The 19,325-nt window shown below is 33.5% G+C and carries 17 protein-coding genes; 1 reads left to right on the top strand and 16 read right to left on the bottom strand.

Features of this window, described 5'->3' with window-relative positions; genetic code table 11:
• The 14 genes from RWL86_RS03150 to truB all read right to left on the bottom strand — a co-directional run.
• Window positions 1-2,266, bottom strand: a 2,266-nt coding sequence (locus tag RWL86_RS03150) for a YSIRK-type signal peptide-containing protein (protein WP_314077133.1), incomplete at its 3' end; no start/stop codon positions are given.
• 1,212 nt (window positions 2,267-3,478) lie between these two features.
• Window positions 3,479-4,069, bottom strand: coding sequence for a hypothetical protein (locus RWL86_RS03145; RefSeq protein WP_314077132.1), 591 nt, complete (start codon window positions 4,067-4,069; stop codon window positions 3,479-3,481).
• A 547-nt stretch (window positions 4,070-4,616) separates the two neighbouring features.
• Window positions 4,617-5,789 (bottom strand): molecular chaperone DnaJ, encoded by a 1,173-nt coding sequence (gene dnaJ, locus RWL86_RS03140; protein ID WP_314077131.1) that lies wholly within the window; start codon window positions 5,787-5,789, stop codon window positions 4,617-4,619.
• Window positions 5,790-5,860: 71 nt separating this feature from the next.
• Window positions 5,861-7,696, bottom strand: a complete 1,836-nt coding sequence (gene dnaK / locus RWL86_RS03135; RefSeq protein WP_314077130.1) for a molecular chaperone DnaK — start codon at window positions 7,694-7,696, stop codon at window positions 5,861-5,863.
• Between the two features lie 39 nt (window positions 7,697-7,735).
• Entirely contained in the window at window positions 7,736-8,299 is a 564-nt protein-coding gene (gene grpE / locus RWL86_RS03130) for a nucleotide exchange factor GrpE (protein WP_314077129.1), read from the bottom strand.
• Between the two features lie 14 nt (window positions 8,300-8,313).
• Window positions 8,314-9,354, bottom strand: a complete 1,041-nt coding sequence (gene hrcA, locus RWL86_RS03125) for a heat-inducible transcriptional repressor HrcA (RefSeq protein WP_314077128.1) — start codon at window positions 9,352-9,354, stop codon at window positions 8,314-8,316.
• Window positions 9,355-9,667: 313 nt separating this feature from the next.
• On the bottom strand, window positions 9,668-10,318 hold the full coding sequence (locus tag RWL86_RS03120; protein WP_314077127.1) for an aspartate/glutamate racemase family protein: 651 nt from the start codon (window positions 10,316-10,318) through the stop codon (window positions 9,668-9,670).
• 86 nt (window positions 10,319-10,404) lie between these two features.
• Window positions 10,405-10,617, bottom strand: a complete 213-nt coding sequence (locus RWL86_RS03115; RefSeq protein ID WP_314077126.1) for a hypothetical protein — start codon at window positions 10,615-10,617, stop codon at window positions 10,405-10,407.
• Window positions 10,618-10,716: 99 nt separating this feature from the next.
• Window positions 10,717-11,577: a helix-turn-helix domain-containing protein gene (locus RWL86_RS03110; protein ID WP_314077125.1), complete on the bottom strand. Its 861-nt coding sequence runs from the start codon at window positions 11,575-11,577 to the stop codon at window positions 10,717-10,719.
• Between the two features lie 130 nt (window positions 11,578-11,707).
• Window positions 11,708-12,271, bottom strand: a complete 564-nt coding sequence (efp, locus tag RWL86_RS03105) for an elongation factor P (protein WP_006702601.1) — start codon at window positions 12,269-12,271, stop codon at window positions 11,708-11,710.
• Between the two features lie 61 nt (window positions 12,272-12,332).
• Window positions 12,333-13,628, bottom strand: coding sequence for an adenylosuccinate lyase (purB, locus tag RWL86_RS03100; RefSeq protein ID WP_314077124.1), 1,296 nt, complete (start codon window positions 13,626-13,628; stop codon window positions 12,333-12,335).
• Window positions 13,629-13,639: 11 nt separating this feature from the next.
• Complete coding sequence (locus tag RWL86_RS03095; RefSeq protein WP_314077123.1) at window positions 13,640-14,071, bottom strand: GNAT family N-acetyltransferase; 432 nt, start codon at window positions 14,069-14,071, stop codon at window positions 13,640-13,642.
• A gap of 12 nt (window positions 14,072-14,083) precedes the next feature.
• Window positions 14,084-15,025 (bottom strand): riboflavin biosynthesis protein RibF, encoded by a 942-nt coding sequence (gene ribF / locus RWL86_RS03090; RefSeq protein WP_314077122.1) that lies wholly within the window; start codon window positions 15,023-15,025, stop codon window positions 14,084-14,086.
• 15 nt (window positions 15,026-15,040) lie between these two features.
• The gene (gene truB, locus RWL86_RS03085; RefSeq protein ID WP_314077121.1) at window positions 15,041-15,943 is read right to left on the bottom strand and encodes a tRNA pseudouridine(55) synthase TruB; all 903 of its coding nucleotides are present in this window, start codon (window positions 15,941-15,943) and stop codon (window positions 15,041-15,043) included.
• Between the two features lie 184 nt (window positions 15,944-16,127).
• Here truB and RWL86_RS03080 point away from each other — a divergent pair, with 184 nt between their 5' ends.
• Window positions 16,128-16,973: a DegV family protein gene (locus RWL86_RS03080; protein ID WP_314077120.1), complete on the top strand. Its 846-nt coding sequence runs from the start codon at window positions 16,128-16,130 to the stop codon at window positions 16,971-16,973.
• A gap of 390 nt (window positions 16,974-17,363) precedes the next feature.
• Here the strand turns inward: RWL86_RS03080 and RWL86_RS03075 are convergent, their stop codons facing one another.
• Window positions 17,364-18,515, bottom strand: a complete 1,152-nt coding sequence (locus tag RWL86_RS03075) for a DUF819 family protein (RefSeq protein WP_314077119.1) — start codon at window positions 18,513-18,515, stop codon at window positions 17,364-17,366.
• A gap of 444 nt (window positions 18,516-18,959) precedes the next feature.
• Window positions 18,960-19,319 (bottom strand): 30S ribosome-binding factor RbfA, encoded by a 360-nt coding sequence (gene rbfA / locus RWL86_RS03070; RefSeq protein WP_227931372.1) that lies wholly within the window; start codon window positions 19,317-19,319, stop codon window positions 18,960-18,962.
• Window positions 19,320-19,325: the final 6 nt, after the last annotated feature.

The following is a 19,325-nucleotide window of genomic DNA, read 5'->3' as shown; positions in this document are numbered from 1 at the left end:
CTTTAAACTTATTAGACGGTTTTCCGTTTTTTTCTACTTCATGCAATTCATCCTTGTCTATAGGTAACTCAAATACGACGTCTCCCTTTTTGGCAAGTTCTTGTCTTGCTTCTTCTCTTAAAGCGTCTAGTTTCTCTCTATCTTGTCTGCTTTCACCCGGATATTTTTCCTTATATTTAGCATTTGCAAGAGTATTGACTTTTTTAATGTACTCATCCTTTAAAATCTTTTTAATTACAGCATTAACCCCCACTACATCCACACCTTGGCTGTAGCGTTCTTCGTTCTCTACTACTCCATCGACATGGTTGATAGTGTGGTCATAGACAGTTTCTTCTACTTCTTTTGAAGGGTCTGTTTTATCTTTTTTAATACCCTTAACAACGATACGATAACTTCCTTTTGTTATGAGTTCCCAATCTGAGATGTAACCTGTCACGAAGTCTAGTCTTAAAGTACTTCCATATTTACTCGAGAAAGCTTCGAAACGTTTCTCAATACCGTTAAATCCTTCTATATTAGGTGAATGAACTATAATATCATCCTTATCTTTTACAGGTAAGGAATCAAGATATTTTTTATTCTCTTCCCTATTTGATGCCATTATATTAAACTCAGAACCATCTTGTGCTTTATCATTTCTATTGGCAAGAGTACGACCTTTGGCAAGCATCAACATGTACTTAAATCTGTAGTCTAACGCTTGCTCGTGCATCCAGATTCGGTCAAGAGCATCTGAACCGAGCAAACCACCTTGTTCTATGATTGGTTTTCCTTCAGGAGTATAACCTGTCACACGCCAACCTGTGAAATACCCCCATTCATTTTTCTTACCAATGGCGAATGTACCTCCACCGATAGGTTTCCAGCCTCCGAATTCATTGTATTTTTTCAATACTTCAGGTAAAAGACTTTCTTTTTCAAGTCTATCAAAAGCATTATGCACAACTTCTAATTCGTCTTTTGACAGATTTTCTTTTTCCATTAATACAGGATTTAAGAGGTATTCTTTAATTTTGTCAGGATTCAACTTTAATTTATCAGCTAACTCTTGTGTTAGTCCTAAGGTTTTCAACTTATCCACCGTCAGATTTTCTTTTTCAAGTTTTTCAAAAGCTTCTGTAAGTTTATTGTTTATTTTTTTATTTTCTTCTTCCTCTAGAATTAATTGTTTTACTAATTGAGGATTTAAGACAAGCTCTTTAATCTTTTCAGGAGTTAAGTTTAATTTTTGAATAAGCTCTTCTTTCATTCCCATTTTTTTTAAGATTTCAGGGTTTAAAGTTTCCTTATCAAATTTTTCAAAAACGGCGTTCAACTCTTTACTTTCTTCAGGTGTTAGTTTTAACTCTTTGATCAATTCAGGATTCGCTAACAATTCTTTAATTCTTTCAGGATTTAGATTTAATCTATTCGCAAGTTCATCTTTTAAGCCTAATTCCTTTAATTTTTCTGAAGTAAAGCTTTCTTTTTCAACTTTTTCGAAAATCAAACTTAATGCTATATTTTCTTTTTCATTCAAAATATATTCTTTAATAAGTTCAGGTTTAATTGCAATTTCCTTAATTCTTTCAGGAGTTAAGTTTAATTTTTTAATCAAGCTAGGTTCTACACCTAATTGTTCTAATTTTTCAGGGGTTAAGCCCAATTTATTGATTTTTTCAAGGGTTAAACCCAATTCACGAATTTCACCTGATTTTAAACCTATTTTATCACCGATAGCATCCATATTTTTCAAGTAATTTAACTCATTATTTTGGAAATCATCTGGTAAACTATCTAAAACCTTATATAAACCTTTAGCCGTGGTTCCTTCTTTTGGCTCTTTATATACTCTATTGGCATCAGCATCTTCAGTATTGGCATTTTCTTCCAGAGAAGGATTATCTTTTTCAAATAATTCTCCCTTATGTTGACGTCTTTCCTCTTCTTCTTTTCTTTCTTTTTCTTCAATTTCTTCGTCTAATGGTTTGCCAGGTTCAGTTGGTTGTTCTTCTGCTGGTTTATCTGAATTTGTTCCTGTAGGTTGTTCTTCTGCTGGTTGTGCAGGTGTTGTTGGTTGAGTTTCTTCAGAATTCGTCGGTTCTCCAGTCGATGGAGGTGTTGGTTCAGGTTGCATAGTTTCTGCTTTCAACGGAAGTGTTGGATCATTTGCATAAACTAAACTAGTTCCACCAACAACGAAAAAAGATGCAATAGATAAACTCACTACACCTATACTCAATTTTCTTATACCAAATCTTAATTGTTTATCGAAATTTTTCATAAATTCCTCCTAAAAAAAATGAATAATAATTGCCTCTTGTGAATAAACTATTAATACTATAGTAAAATACAACTTTTAAGTCAAACATTTTCTGTGAACTCACGATTCAATACTTTTTTGATTAATTTAATAGGAAATTATTCAAACTATCCTTACTATCAAAATAAACAAAAAAAGACTCCCTATAGTAGTATGAATAAGATAAGCCTGTTCGGCTTATCTTACAGGAAACTTTGAGACCTTAGGCTCGGGAGTTTGACACTTGCATAAGAAAAAAGTGCGATAATCGTTGATATTATCGTATTTTTTGTCATTTTTTTGCATTTTAATATTGCGTACTTCTCGTACTATGGTATCCTATTATTAGGATATTACCATTGAATGTAAACAATTATTTTCTAAAAACTTTATCAATTACACTATTATCACTAATATTTTAATTTAAATAAAACATAGAACAACTATTATTTTTAAAAAATAGCAACGCAAAAAAGTACTTAAAGAATATCCTGATATTAAACTTATCCTCAAATTATAAAAACACAAAAATTTTGACTTCATTTATCATTATAGTTTAGGTATATTTCCATTTTCTTAGGACTGATATTACCGATAAACTTTATAATTTGTTCACAATTAGGAATAATTTTGAAGTTATTTATGTGAAAATATAAAATTTTTCAAAAATTTAGCTAGAAATAGAAAAAGTACGCATTTTTCAAAGTAAAAATAAGACTCCTAAAACATTGTTAAATCAACGTTTAGGAGATTTTTGTCTTCTGTAAAGTATCAAATAGCGGATTACATATATGCAATTTTACCCCCCCCCCGAAAATTTGTCAAGTTATATGCCTTGAAATTATAAAAAAATTTCTAAGAAACACAAACATTTGTGGCGCGAACCCCGCCTAGGGGGTTATTAGTATATTTGTTTGTTTTGAATCAAAATACATTGAAAATATAAAGTTAAATTAGGTGTATAGGATAAGTTATCGTTTGTTGCACTTGACTTGACAATTCACGGAAATTATTCAAACTATGCTTACTATCAAAATAAACAAAAAAAGACTTCCTATAGTAGTAAACGTAACAGTAGCCGTTTGGCTACTGTTACAAGGGAAAATCGAGACCTTGGCTCGATTTTTAGGCATGAGACCCACAAGGGCTGCTGCCGTCCTTTACTACTATATTAGGAAGTCATTCAAAAATATCTTATAATTCTGTTGGATCAAAAGTATAAACTACCTTATTCAAATTTCCATATTCCTTTGTTGGATCATACTTCACAGATTCAATACGCAATCCTTCTTTGCTTTTTGTAAAACGATAACACCCATGTTTCATCGGAAATCTCTTAGGAAAATATTTTGCTTGCCTAAATGATGTAGCAAACTTATCACCATTATCATCGTATTTACTCAAACCAATATAAGCATAAGGTTCATCATCTACATAAACCGTAAATTCAAGATTTTTTCTAGTCTCCATATCCTCTAAGTTATAAAGAGAATATGGTTCACGTATCGTTATCGTCTTACCAACTAATTGTTCTTTTTCATCTTTGGGATAGTCTACTAAAAATACTTGCTTAGCTCTTTCTAAATAAGTTATATCTATTTCTCCATCGCGTTCAAGTAATAATTCATCGCTTTCATCATTCTCAGAATCAACTTTTAGATCTACTTCAGGAGGTAAAGAATATTTTTTCCCTATTGGATGACTGTTGAAACAACTTGATAAAAGAGCAACCGAACAGACAAGTAATGCTAATAAAATAAATTTTATATTTTTACACCATTTCATTGTTAACTCCCCCTAATCATCTTCTTATTTTGTAATTCTTAAAATAAAATTTGAAAACGCTATCCTCCTTCTAATTATAATTATATGGATTTTTTAGGGAAATACAATATCTTTGTGAAAAAATATCTAAACAAACAAAAAAAGACTCCCTTTAGTAGTATACTCAGACATAAGACTCATTCCACGAGGCTTCTACCGTCCTATACTATTATGAAAGGAAGTCATTCGACATAAATACGGACTCTCATTAGGTCACATAAAACCAAGAAGACTTCCTATAGTAGTATGCTTGGGCATGAGACCGAAGGGCTGCTACCGTCCAAACACTACTATAACAGGAAGTCATTCGACTTTATATACGGACTCTCATTAGGTCACGTAAAACAAGAAGACTTCCTATAGTAGTATGAGTAAGATAAGCCTATTTGGCTTATCTTACAGGAAACTTTGAGACCTTAGGCTCAAAGTTTAGGCATGAGACTCGTTCCACGAGGCTGCTGCCGTCCTAATACTACTATTTTCAGGAAGTCTTTCGAACATTTTTTAACTATTTAAAACTGTCCTTAAAAGCATCCTTCATTTTATCGAAGAAATTACCTTCACCTTCAACATGAGTACCTGCTTCTTTTCCGAAAATCTGCATCGCCTCACGTTGTTTGTCCGTTAAATGTTTAGGCGTTAGAACACGTACTGTAACATGCTGATCACCCATTCCACTACCACGAAGTCTAGGCGCACCTTTTCCTCTTAAACGAAGAACCGTACCAGATTGAGTTCCCGCAGGAACTTTTAATTTCACTTTGCCGTGAACAGTCGGAACATCCACTTCATCTCCTAATGCAGCTTGAGCAAAGTTGATTGGAAGTTCATAGAAAATATCTGCCCCTTCACGTTCAAACGTATCGCTCTTACCAACACGGAAAATCACATATAAGTCACCATAAGGGCCACCATTTTCTCCAGCTTCCCCTTGTCCACGTAATGGCATTTGGTTTCCATTTTCTACACCGGCTGGGACTTTTACTTTCACTTTATGCGTTTCTTCCACATGTTTATGACCATGACAAGTCTCACATTTTTCTTTGATTTCTTGTCCAGTACCACCACAGACATCACACGTTGTTTGAGACATCATTCTACCAAATGGTGTTGCTCTTTCAACATTGATCACACCTGAACCATGACATTTAGAACACGTTACAGGATCTGTACCAGGTTTTGCACCAGTACCATGACAAGTTTCACATTCTGCATTACGATGGTAATGAATCACTTCTTCTTTACCAAAAATCGCTTCTTCAAATGTTAAGTCCATGACATATTGTAAATCTGCCCCTTGACGTGGCATATTGGCACGATTTCCACGACGACCACCGCCGCCACCAAAGAATGTATCGAAAATATCTTCGAATCCACCTGTATAACTTCCAGAGAATCCTTGACCTCCGAATCCACCAAAGCCACCAAAACCGCCACCAGAAAATCCTGAGTTTGGATCGTATGAAGCATGACCATATTGATCATACGCAGCACGTTTTTGACTATCACTTAAAATTTCATAAGCTTCTGCTATTTCTTTAAATTTCTCTTCAGCTCCAGCTTCTTTATTAATATCTGGATGGTATTGTTTGGATAATTTACGATAAGCTCGTTTAATATCTGCATCGGAGGCATCTTTGGAGACTCCGAGTACTTCATATAAATCACGTTTTGCCACCATTATCCCTCCTTATCATATCATTCTACAAAAGAGCGAGTGGAAGAAGTTCTCCCACTCTTACTTGCTCTTAATTAGTCTTTTACTTCTTCGAAGTCAGCATCTACTACGCCATCTTGTGGTTGAGAGCTTGCTTGTTCAGCTCCTGCCGCTCCTTGAGCTGCTTGGCTAGCTGCTGCTGCTTGTTCATATAATTTTACAGATAAGTTTTGAACAACTTCATTTAAAGCGTCACGTTTAGCTTTCATTGCTTCTAAGTCATTTGCTTCTACAGCTGCTTTTAATTCATCACGAGCTGTTTCAGCTTTCTTAACATCTTCAGCATCTACTTTGCCTTCTAAGTCTTTCAATGTTTTATCTACAGTGAAGATTAATTGATCCACTTCATTACGTAAATCTACTTCTTCTTTACGTTTTTTATCTGCTTCAGCATTTGCTTCAGCATCTTTTACCATACGTTCGATTTCTTCGTCTGATAAACCTGATGAAGATTTAATTGTGATTGTTTGTTCTTTACCAGTACCTAAGTCTTTTGCACGAACATTTACAATACCGTTTTTATCGATATCAAATGTTACTTCGATTTGAGGCACACCACGAGGTGCAGCTGGGATATCTGTTAATTGGAAGCGACCTAAAGTTTTGTTGTCTGCTGCCATTGGACGTTCCCCTTGTAATACGTGAACATCTACTGCTGGTTGGTTATCTGCAGCTGTTGAGAATACTTGTGATTTACTTGTTGGAATTGTTGTATTACGATCGATTAATTTAGTAAATACACCACCCATTGTTTCAATTCCTAATGATAATGGAGTTACGTCTAATAATACGATATCTTTTACATCACCTGAGATTACTCCACCTTGGATTGCAGCACCCATTGCTACTACTTCGTCAGGGTTTACTGATTTGTTTGGTTCTTTACCAGTTTCTTTACGAACAGCTTCTACAACTGCTGGAATACGAGTTGATCCACCAACTAAGATAACTTGGTCAATTTCACTTGCTGATAATCCTGCATCGCTTAATGCACGACGAACTGGTTCTTTTGTACGTTCTACTAAATCTAATGTTAATTGATCAAATTTAGCACGTGTTAATGTTACTTCTAAGTGTAATGGTCCAGCTTCACCAGCAGTAATGAATGGTAAGCTGATTTGTGTTGAAGTTACACCTGATAAATCTTTTTTAGCTTTTTCAGCAGCATCTTTCAAACGTTGCATTGCCATTTTATCTTGAGATAAATCAATTCCGTTATCACGTTTAAATTCAGCCACTAAGAATTCAATAATTTTGTTATCGAAGTCGTCCCCACCTAAGTGGTTGTCTCCTGATGTTGATAATACGTCGAATACGCCGTCTCCTAATTCTAAGATAGATACGTCGAATGTACCACCACCTAAGTCGAATACTAAGATTTTTTCTTCGTGGTCTACTTTATCTAAACCGTATGCTAAAGCTGCTGCAGTTGGTTCGTTCACTATACGTTCTACTTCTAAACCTGCGATACGTCCTGCATCTTTAGTTGCTTGACGTTGAGCATCGTTGAAGTAAGCTGGTACAGTAATAACTGCTTTTTCAACTTTTTCTCCTAAATATTCTTCAGCATACCCTTTTAAGTATTGTAAGATCATTGCTGAAATTTCTTGTGGTGTATATTGTTTACCTTCGATTTCAACTTTATATGATGCGTCACCCATATGACGTTTAATAGACGAAATAGTGTTTAAGTTTGTCACAGCTTGACGTTTTGCAACTTCCCCTACTTGAATTTCACCATTTTTGAACGCTACAACTGATGGTGTTGTACGGTTTCCTTCTGGGTTTGGAATAATTTTAGATTCATTTCCTTCTAATACAGCAACTGCTGAGTTTGTAGTTCCTAAGTCAATACCAATAATTTTACTCATAATTCATACACTCCTATAATTTTAAATTTTTTAGTTGGTTTATTGAGAGACGATAACCATTGCTGGTCTTAATACACGGTCTTTCAACATATAGCCTTTTTGAAATACTTGAACAACAACATCACTTTCTTGTCCTTTTTCAGCTGGAACAGCTTGAACTGCGTGATGCTTATTTGGATCAAATGGTTGATTTAGTGCTTCAATTTCTTCAATACCTTCTTCTTTTAGGGCATATAAGAAACCTTCATATACCATTTCAATCCCTTTTTTAAGATTTTTTGCTTCTTCTGATTCACTAGGTGAGGCAATCGCTCTTTCTAGATTATCAATGACATTCAATAAGTTTTGTGCTAGAGATTGACTACGATACTTCGCTGCATCTTGTCTTTCTTTTGCATTTCTTTTTTGAATATTCGCAATTTCTGCAGATAAGCGATATACTTGGTCATTTAATTGAGAAACTTCTTGTTGTAATTTTTCTTCAACAGAAGGTTCAACTTCTTCGTTTTCTTCGACAGTTTCTTCAAACTCTTCAGTTTCAGGAGATTTCTCTTCTTCTACTTCTTGAGTTTGTTGAACGTCTTTTTCTTCATTTGTTTCCAAGCTTCCATCTCCTTTTATAAATTTCTATAATATTGCTCCATTGTTGTTGTGAGCTCTTCTTGTAATCCTTTAACAATCGATAGGACATTCGAATACGGCATATTTTTAGGGCCTAATAAAGCAATAATTCCTCTATCGTGTTTTGGAGTTTCATAGCTTGCTGTAATAATACTAAATTCTCCTAATAATGGATCATCCATCTCAGCCCCTAAACGAATTTGGATATCTCGGTTAGAAGGCATCACTAATTCGTGCATCTTCGATTGGTCATCCATTAATCGATAAATTTCTTTTAAATGATGGACATTGGCATGTGAGTCGAAGTAGTTTAATAAATATCTTCTTCCTGCAACATGGAGTCTATCTTGTTCAAATTGGTTCATCATATCTTGAATCACTTTAACAATTTGAATTTGAGAATTCATATATCGATTCATTAAAGCTGGTAAATCAGACTTCAAACGTTGGAGAACTGTTTCTAATGGCAAGCCAATCAATTCCTCATTAATGATTCGAACGACTTTATCTAAGTCAGAGTCATCAATCGCACTTGGAATCGAGTAAACTTTATTTTCAACTAAACCATTGCTCATAACTAAAATCGCCATCACTTGGTTTAGCCCTAGTCGAACAAGTCGAAATCCGGATAATGTAGCACTCCTTACTTCGGGTCCAATGGAAATTGTTGTGTAATTCGTCAGTGTCGACAAAATATCTGCCGAAACTTTAAAGACATCTTGAATTTCCATAGTCGATTGTTGGAAAGTTTCACGGATTTGATTTCGAATACTTAATGAAACTGGACTGTTCTGAACGGGTAAAATATTATCTAAATAATAGCGATACCCTTGATTCGATGGAACTCGTCCTGAAGAGGAATGGTTCTTTTCAAGATATCCCATCTCTTCTAGTTTCATCATTTCATTTCGAATGGTTGCAGAGCTAACTGCTAAACCCGTTTGCTGCATCAACTTTTTTGATCCAACTGGTTCTAATGTTTCCGTATATAGTTGAATAATCGATTGTAAGATTAGCAATTGTCTATCGGTTAACATTTTGGTCACCTCTCTTTAGCACTTGACTAAGACGAGTGCTAACCACATGTATAATTTATCATATTGGTCAAAGTAAGTCAATAATAAAACACTCGGACTTTAGTCTTATTTTTAAAATATTTTTTATACAATAAAAAAGGCTATGTATCGGGAGTTATCCTTTACATAACCTTTTTATAAATAATAATATATAGACTGAGTTATGTAGTAGCAAGGTCGCAAGCAGCCAGCTAACGCTGTCTCATTGCTAAAAATTAAGCCTATGGTCTTAATTTTTCCCTTATTTTGCTACTACAAATAAGTCTTATATTTTTTATAATAGATTCTTTTTTAATGTTCTGACCATGTATTCTCCTACGTCAATAATTGGGAGTTTGGTCAAACTTTCTAATTCTTCTTTGATATATGGAAAATGAGTACATCCTAAAATAACTGCTTCTACATTGCTTCCATTGAAAAATGAAAATAAACTACTAAAGTCAAACTTAGTCGCAATTTCTTTTGGTGAGAGATTGGCTTCAATGGATTTGACTAATTCAAGCAACGTAATTCCGATGACTTGTAAACTAGGATTTGCTTTGTATAAATTATTCTCCACTCCCATTAAACCATGAGAGTTTGCTGCCATTACAGCCACTTGTTGATAATCCATTGCTAATTGACGATACATTTGCATTGGCGTAATCATAGGCATCTCATACTCCTGAGATAATTGATCAAAATCTACTACTGAGCTAAGAGAATTACAATAAACAAAAATAGCATCATATTCTGCTCGTAGTTCTTCAACCTTTTCTCTCATAAAAGCCATTCGATATTCACTAGATGAAGATTGAAAAGTTGTTTGTTCAATAGGATTATTCGAAATAGGCACTGGCAAAACATCTACAAATCCATGCTTTTCTAATAATTCCTTTCCTAATCTTGAATCAACAGGAGTTCCTCCCATTACTGCAATTTTCATCTCTATCACCTCTTGTTCACTTTTTGCTAGTGTAACATAGGATAGTAGAAATAGAAACAGAAGCGCATTTCTTTTATTTTAAGAAACTATTTTTTATTATTTTGTTTCCTTTTCTCTTTGTTTAATCTATACAGCTCAAAACCTGTATAAAAAATTTGAAAATAAATTTGATGAGGAATTCGATTCTTAAAGTATTCAGTAAAATATGCTAAGAAAACGATAATGATATTTGTAACTGTTATAAGTAAGAACCTTTTAGAGTGTAACAATAATGATGCATATTCTTTAATATTTTTCATAAAATAACTCTTCTTTCTCATAAGGATTATATTTACAATTAGATATTACCAGTAATTTTAAAAAATATTATAATGCAATCAAATTTATTGATAAGAAATTTAAAGAAGTTCTTCCGTAAACTTCTTCAACACTTTCTGATGTTCAATAGCTTTTGAAATGTCATTCATGAAATAGAAATATTCAATACACTTCTTACACAATTTTTCTCCTCCATCTCTATTTTTTGTACCAATTAAATAGAGTCCTTTAAAAAATTTACATTGATTTTTTTCATAATATAATTCTGTATGATTTAAATGCTTTTCAATAATGTCTATTACTTCTATTGCAGAATTAAAATTTTTATCCATCAAATCTGCATAACAAACATTTAATAAAATTCGAGTAAAAATCTCAGTATAATTTTTATCTGAATGAAATAATTGACTCTTTCGATTTATCATTTTCACTAATTTGTGTCTCATATCTGATGACATAAATCCTACAAAATTACCAAACAAACTAATTTCATATCGTCCGCATTCATCAACAGTTAGAATATACTGAATAATTTCCTGAATATCATGATGATTAAATGGAGTATTAGAAAATTTATCAATATAAGCCTTCAATAGAATGACATTATGTTTATGTCGAATATTATTTGATTTACTTTTTAATTCAATTTCCCTAGTTAATAATTCATTTAATAAGTATAAATCATTATTGGCTACTGCAATAGATAAATCTTTTAAAAAAGTAGATTGGTTGTCTTGTGTCTTATCTAAGAGTAGTTCAAATTCAAAAAGGGAAATATTTAATCTATCTAATAGTTTCAATAAAGTTTGAAAAGAAATATCATTTTCACCACGTTCAATTTTTGATAAATGATTTTTGGATAAAATTCCTTCTGATAATTCTGATTGAGAAACTCCTTTTTCTTTTCTTAAAGTTTTTAGTAAATAACCGTATTGATTCATAACTTCACATCCACTACTCATATTTGATTACATTTTCATCATTTTATCACAAAAAAAGGGAAATTCTACACCTATTTCGATAAAAAAATAACAGCTCGCAAATGCAAACTGTTATTCTTCACTTTATTCATTATTTAGTTGCACGACGTACGTATGTACCTTCTGAAGTGTTTACTTCTAAGTACTCGCCAGCTTCGATGAAGTCTGGAACGTTTACGACTAATCCTGTTTCCATTGTTGCTGGTTTACCAGAACCTGTAACAGTAGCGCCTTTAATAGATGGTTGAGTTTCAGTTACTTGTAATACAACTGTTGAAGGTAATGAAACCCCAATTACTTCTGTTCCGTAGAATTGGATTTTAACTTCCATGTTTTCCAAAATGTATTTCAATTCGTTTTCGATTGTTTCTTCTGGAATTTCATATTGTTCATAGCTTTCTAAGTCCATGAATACACCAACATTATCTTGGCTGTATAAGTATTGAACGTCTTTTGTATCGATGTGAGCACGTTCTACTTTTTCATCAGGTCTCATAGTAGTATCAACTGTTGATCCGTTACGTACGTCACGGATTTTCATACGCATGACAGTATTTCCTTTACCTGGTTTGTGGTGGCTGATTTCCAACACTTTAATTAATTTTCCATCAAGAATGAAAGTCATTCCTGCTTTTAAATCACTTACGTTAATCATGTTAACTCTCCTTCATATTTTGTTTACTATACGTTTATACCATATTTTTTAGAAAAATGCACTAGTCAAGTCCAACTCTGTGGAAAATTTCATCAACTTGTCGAATATGATAGTGATAATCAAAGGCATCATTCAACTCTTCTGCACTTAAATGTGACATAATTTCTTCGTGGTTCTCAATAATTTCTCTAAATGAACGTTGTTCATCCCAAGCTAATGCTGTACATGGTTGTACTAAGTCATAAGCTTTTTCACGGCTTAATCCTTTATCAATTAATTTTAATAGAACACGTTGGCTATAAATTAATCCAAATGTTGCATCCATGTTTTTAAGCATTCGATCAGGAAATACCGTTAAGTTCTTAACAATATTTCCAAAACGATTTAACATATAATTTAATAAAATCGTACTATCTGGAATAATGATTCGTTCTGCTGATGAATGCGAAATATCTCTTTCATGCCATAAATTGACATTTTCATACGCTGTTACCATATGTCCACGAATCACTCTTGATAACCCAGCCATATTTTCTGAACCAATTGGATTTCTCTTGTGTGGCATTGCTGAAGATCCTTTTTGACCTTTTGCAAAAAATTCTTCGACTTCACGTGTTTCTGATTTTTGCAAGCCTCGAATTTCAGTCGCAAATTTTTCTATACTTGTCGCAATTAAAGCAATCGTTGAAATATAATCAGCATGTAAATCTCTTGATAAAATTTGTGTTGAAATTTCTTGTGGACGAATATGTAACTGCCCACATACATATGCTTCTACTGAAGTTGGAATATTGGCAAAAGTTCCAACGGCCCCACTAATTTTACCAGCTTCTACACCTTGGGCAGCACGTTCAAATCGTTCGATATTGCGTTTCATTTCGGAATACCATAATGCAAGTTTAAACCCAAAAGTCGTTGGCTCTGCATGTACTCCATGCGTTCTTCCCATACAGACAGTATATTTATGTTCAAGCGCTTTTTGTTCGATAATCTCTAAGAAACGTCTTAAATCTTTACGTAAAATATCATTCGCTTGTTTTAATTGATAACCATAGGCAGTATCCACAACGTCTGTACTTGTTAGACCATAATGAACCCATTTTCGTTCTTCCCCTAACGTTTCGCTCACTGCACGAGTAAAAGCTACAACATCGTGTCTTGTTTCTTCTTCAATTTCTAAAATTCTTTCCACTGAAAAACTAGCATTGTCACGAATTTTTTGGACATCAACTTTAGGAATTTCTCCCAACTCTGCCCAAGCTTCGCAAGCTAAAATCTCAACTTCTAACCAACAACGATAACGATTTTCATCTGACCAAATCTTAGCCATTTCCGGTCTTGTGTAACGAGTAATCATACAAATGCCTCCTATTTTAAAATCATATCTATATGTTCAATTCCAACTAGCTGATAAGGTTGTGACCAAACTTCGAAGCCTAATGATTCATAGAACAGTTGCAAATACGTTTGTGCATGAATCATAATCGGCTGATCGACATACCATTCTTGACAAATTTCTATCGCTCTTTCCATTAGAGCTGTCCCTTTTCCTTGTCTACGATAAGCTTCATCAACAAGGACACGTCCGATATGAGCGCCATCGACTTCTTGGAAAATTCGTAAATAAGCAATCACTTTACCATTTTCATCTGTTTCAAATAAATGCCACGCTCTTTTATCAATTTCATCAATTTCTTGATAATTTAATTGTTGTTCCACAATAAAGGTTTGAATTCTTGCTTTGTAAATTTCAATGACTTCTGTTTTCGATAATTCGTCAAAATTTTTCAAGTACCACATATTTTTCCCCTATTATTTTTCAAAATATTTTTTAGTATTTACTTCATCTTCTTTTAATTGAGCAATAAGTGCTTCTACTCCATCGAATTTTAATTCGTCTCGTAAATAATGCAACCATTTTACTCTTACAGGGAATTCATAAATATCTCTTTGGAAATCTAAAATATAGACTTCAATCGTAATTTTCGTTACATCATTAAACGTTGGATTCACTCCAATTGAAGCCATCGCAGGATACCACTGATCTTCTACTTGAATTTCTACAATATAAACTCCTTTTTTCAATAAATAAGTGTCCGTTGAAACATCAATATTCGCTGTGGGAAATCCTAATAAGGCACTTCCACGTCCAAAACCATGAACAACTTTTCCAATCATTGTATATTCATAGCCTAATAGTGCATTTGCTTCTTCAATTTGACCCGTTTCTAAATAGTTTCGAATCGCTGTTGAACCAATTTTTTGTTTTTCTGTCTGCTGTTCAGAAATCGTAACAATTGAAAATCTTTCTTTTGCATAAGTAGGTAATAAATCCATATTAGCAATCTCTTTTTTCCCATAAGTGTAATCAAATCCAGCAACAACCGTTATAGCATTTAGTCCAACCATATATTGGTCAACAAACTCTTGAGGACTTAATGAAGCAAATTCTTTTGTAAAATCAATAACGTAGAAAATATCTACGCCGAATTCTTCTAATAACTCTACCTTTCTTTCAAAGGGTGATAGATATTGTAATTCGTCTGGATCTACTCCTTGGAATATAATCGAAGGATGATGGTCAAATGACATTAACGCTAATTTCACGCCTAGTTCTTGAGCTTTTTCCTTTGCTTGTTGAATCACTTCCTGATGCCCTAAATGAATCCCATCAAAAAATCCAAGTGCCAACACAATCGGCTCTTGAACAATTTGAGAAGGCTCATAAGGATGGGTGATTTTTATAATTTGCATGTTATCTCTCTTTCCTTAAAACATTTTAATCGGTTTTAATAGTCCTTTTTTCTCAGGATGAGGCCCATATAAGGCTATTAATTCACCTTCAATATAAAAAGTTGAAGGTTCTATCACTTGTGGTAATTCTGCTATTGTTAAAATGGCACCATTTTTCACTTTTGTCATGAATTCCTCACTAATATCCACTCTAGGGTACGTACTAAATACTTCTTCTAAAGGTCGAAGAATCGATTCTGCTTGCTGTTGTTCCACTAAAGCTTCTAATTGTGATAAGGTCACACATTGTTCTGACATAAATGGTCCACTTTTAATACGAGTTAACTGAGACATATGAGAAGGTACTCCTAGTTTTTCTCCTAAATCAACAGCTAATGTACGAACATAAGTCCCTTTACTGCAACTAACTTCAAAAGTCCATTTTTGTGTTTTTGTCACTTCATCATATTTAGGAGTCGAAGTTCGTTTAAACTCGTAGATATTTACTTTTCTTTCTGGACGTTCTACAACTTCTCCTTTTCGAGCATATTCGTACAGTCTTTTACCATTAACTTTCACAGCAGAATACATTGGAGGAATTTGAGTAATTTCTCCAATGAAAGTTTCCATCATGGCATCAATTTCTTCTGTTGTAAATGGAGTCATAATCGCTTCTTGTTTCACGATTTCTCCATGAGCATCTTCTGTTTCAGTCGCAATGCCTAAACAAATTTCTCCTTGATAGACTTTATTGGATTCTAATAAATACTCTACCACTTTTGTTGCTTTTCCAACACAAATTGGTAAAACTCCATCTACTTCTGGATCTAATGTACCTGAATGCCCAACTTTTTTCGTTTGTAATAAGCGTCTTACTTTAAAGACACAATCGAATGAAGTCATTCCTTTTTCTTTCCATAGTGGTAAAATTCCGTCCATTGATTTCTTCCTTTTTCAATAAATTTAACTTAATAACCTTTCATATTTTATCATAGATTTTCTTAAAAAAAAACAAATCCTACGCTTGAACAATTCTCTATCCTTAGTAAAAAATATTAATGCTAGGTGTTTTGTAAAAAAATATGATATGATAGAAATACATTAAGTTAAAAGGAGTGACAACATGTCTCGTATAATCATAGTGACAGATTCAACTGCTGATTTAACCGAACAAGAAATCCAAGATTTCAATATTCATGTAGTTCCATTAAATATTACCATTCAAGAGGAACATTATTTAGACGGTGAAACAATTACAAAAGAAGAATTCAAAAATAAAATGATTGCAAGTTCTGAATTACCAATGACTGCTCAACCTTCTATTGGTCGTTTTGTTGAACTGTATGATGAATTAGGTAAAGACGGTTCTGAAATTATTTCTATTCACTTGATGAATTCAATTAGTGGAACTGTAAATGCTGCAAGACAAGCAGCAGATATTACTGAATCAACTGTAACGGTTGTTGATTCAGACTTCACTTCTCGTTCAATGGGGATTATTGTTCGTGAAGCTGCGAATGCTGCCAAAGAAGGCAAAAGTGCTGAAGAAGTTTTAGAAGTTATTGAAAGTACTCGTCAACGTACGAAATTATATTTAACCGTTTTAAACTTAGATAATTTAATTAAGGGTGGCCGTATTAGTCGTGTCATGGGAGCTTTCTCGAATTTATTAAACATTAAACTATTCTTAGGAGTCATCAATGGTAAAATTGAGATTGTTCAAAAAGGGAGAGGTTTAAAGTCTCTTCAGAAGAAATATGATGAAGTTTTTGAGGAAATGAAAGCTTGCCCTAATGGGATTCAAGAAATTGGGATTATGCATGCTGGATTGAATGAGTTTAATCAAACTCAAATCGACACTTTACGTGACTTATTCCCAGATGCTAAATTTACAATTGTAATGACTTCACCAATTATTATGAGCCATACAGGCGTAGAGGCGATGGCGGTTACTTACCTAACAAAATAATATATCTATTAAAAGACTTCTTAATATAGTAGTATTAGGACGGCAGTAGCTTCGCGTAGCGAATCTCTTGCCTAAATTTTGAGCCTGGGTCTCAAAATTCCCTGAAATATAAGCTTTTGCTTATATTTCCCATACTACTATAGGAAGTCTTTGTTTGGTGGCATATGACATAATGTGCTGTTGTTATTTAATAATGGATACTGTGGAATATAGTAGCCCCTGCGGGTCTCTTGCCTAAATTTTGAGCCTAAGGTCTCAAAATTTCCTGAAATATAAGCCTTGGCTTATATTTCTCATACTACTATAGGAAGTCTTTTTTGGTGGTATCATTCTAAATAAATAAGACAAACATCTTCTTAGTTTTTTCTAAGTTGATGTTTGTCTTTTGTTTTACATGAGTAAGTTTCCTACTAATATTCCGATATAGGTTCCTAATATATATCCTAATGTTCCTACTAGCATTGTTGGTGCTACGAAGCGATGCCAGCCTTTTGATACTGCCATGGCTGCTGCTGTTGTTGGACCTCCAATGTTTGCATTTGATGCTAAAATAGCTTCTTCAATGGTAAATCCAAATACTTTTGCCCCTAAGAATGTCACGAACATATTTACAAAGACCATAATGGCACAGAACACTAAAAGTAATGGAGATTTCGCAATAATCGCCTCAATTGAAGCAGGAATCCCAATTACGACAAAGAATAAATAAATTAAGAAAGTTCCAATTTCATTTGCTCCATGAATTTTCTTGAAAAATGAAGAAAAAATTGTTGAAGCTGCCACTGTTAAAGTTGTTAGAATCAAATATTTATTAGAAATAAATTGAATCACACTATTTTGTCCAAGAGTGGCAATTCCTTTTGATAAACTAAAGCTTACCGTTACAATTACTACAGCAATCGCAAATACAAAGGCAATATCTTGTAAAGTTACTACTGTTTTTGAATGATATTGTTTAGAGTCTTCTAATTCTTCATTTGAATAAGCAGATTTAAAATGTTTTTTGAAAAATGCCATTGATGGAATCATTAATAAAATTAAGAAATAGAATACCATTAATAAATTATCCGCCACAGTAGCTGCAGAAATTAATTCTTTTGGAATATCAAAGGCAGAAGCAACTGCCACAAAGTTAACTCCACCACCGATATAACTTCCAACCATCATTCCAGCAATATGATTCAATACGGGAATCAATTTTCCTAAGAAGGCATATCCTACTAAAGCCCCTAATATAGTTCCTACAGAACTAATTAAGAAAATTATTAATAAACGTCCACTTTCTTTCCAAATTTGTTTTAAATCACATGTGAATAGCAACATCGGAATTGCTAATGGAACTACAATATCCCATACTTGATCATAAACAGGAGATTCAACAGGAATGATGCCAACATTACTTAATGTAGCTGCTGCTAATAAACCAATAATCGGACCACTAATTTTCGATGCCCACTCATAATGATTTTCTAAATAAATACTTGCTGTTGCAATGACGATAATAATGGACCAAAGAATCCAAGTCTCATTTGCAGAAATCATAACACACCTCTTTTATTCATAGTGTTTTTATTATACCACAGTTAGAAAAATTTTCACGAAGTTATTAAAATAATTATAATAATTATAACAAAAAATACTCTCTGTAGTAGCTTGGGACGCAAGCAGCCTCGCTTTTGCGAGTCTCATTGCTAAAAATTGAGCCTAAGGTCTCAATTTTTCCCGTAATGAAATCCTTAATCAGGATTCCATTACTGGAGCTACTACGGAGAGTATTTTTTATTATAATAATTTACGTTTCCTACTTAGAAGTATTAATTCTTAAGGTAAATACAAATAAAAAATTCTATAGTAATATGCGTAAAAGTAGCCATCTGGCTACTTTTACTAGGGAAATTTGAGACCATGGCTCAAATTTTAGCCAAGAGACCCCATAGGGGGCTACTGGCGTCCTGTATTACTATAGAAAAACTTTTTTATTTATATTTAACGCTCTTCATCCTCTTGTTGGATACTCTTCAACAATTCTTCGATATGGTTTCCATAATCAACAGACTCATCACGTTTAAAAATTAATTCAGGCGTTTTATAGAGAGATAAACGTTTCCCTAATTCACGACGAATTAAACCTTTAGATTTTTCCAATCCACGTTCAGTTGCTTGTCGCTCACTCGCTAAAGTTTGCAAAGTTGTATAATAAACCGTCGCAATTTGTAAATCGCCCGTTACATCAACCTCTGTAATCGTAATTTCTTGCACACGAGGATCACGAACTTTTTTTGACAAAATATCATTCACTTCTCTTAAAATCTCTTGAGAAACACGACCAACACGGAAATTCGCCATTTGATA

It is taken from the genome of uncultured Granulicatella sp. (genome assembly GCF_963515095.1).
Lineage (GTDB): Bacteria > Bacillota > Bacilli > Lactobacillales > Aerococcaceae > Granulicatella.
This window is presented reverse-complemented; position numbering and strand designations above follow the sequence as displayed.